Source organism: Bradyrhizobium sp. NBAIM08 (genome assembly GCF_020193935.1).
Lineage (GTDB): Bacteria > Pseudomonadota > Alphaproteobacteria > Rhizobiales > Xanthobacteraceae > Bradyrhizobium > Bradyrhizobium yuanmingense.
Genome location: NZ_JADYVR010000268.1, coordinates 1 through 457, shown reverse-complemented (window position 1 = coordinate 457; position 457 = coordinate 1). Strand labels below are relative to the sequence as shown.

The 457-nt window shown below is 55.6% G+C and carries 1 protein-coding gene; it reads left to right on the top strand.

Annotated elements, in window-relative coordinates; translation table 11 throughout:
• Nucleotides 1-429 (top strand): ABC transporter ATP-binding protein (locus tag I6F37_RS39430; RefSeq protein ID WP_368736815.1); only part of this gene is annotated, 429 nt, incomplete at its 5' end.
• Nucleotides 430-457 lie beyond the last annotated feature (28 nt).

Sequence of the window (457 nt, the reverse complement as noted above, 5' to 3'; positions counted from 1 at the left end):
GGTTTGGACGAACTCGATGCCATGGAGTTTCTCAGCTTGATCAAGGACAAGATGAATCTGGTGGAAATGAGTCAGGCGCTGCTCAACCGTTCGCTGAACGAAGGTTTTTCCGGCGGCGAAAAGAAGCGCAATGAAATTCTTCAGATGGCGGTGCTTGACCCGACCCTCGCCGTGCTCGATGAAACCGACTCGGGGTTGGATATCGATGCCCTGCGGGTTATCGCCGGCGGCGTCAATGCGCTGCGTAACCCCAACCGCGCGATGATCGTGATCACCCACTACCAGCGGCTGCTCGATTACATCGTGCCGGACTTCGTCCATGTGCTTTACAACGGCCGGATCGTCAAGTCGGGCACCAAAGAACTGGCGTTAGAGCTGGAAAGCAAAGGTTACGATTGGCTCAAGGGTGAAGCTGCCGCGGTTCATTAAAACGCGCCAAAGCGACTGTGCATATGGC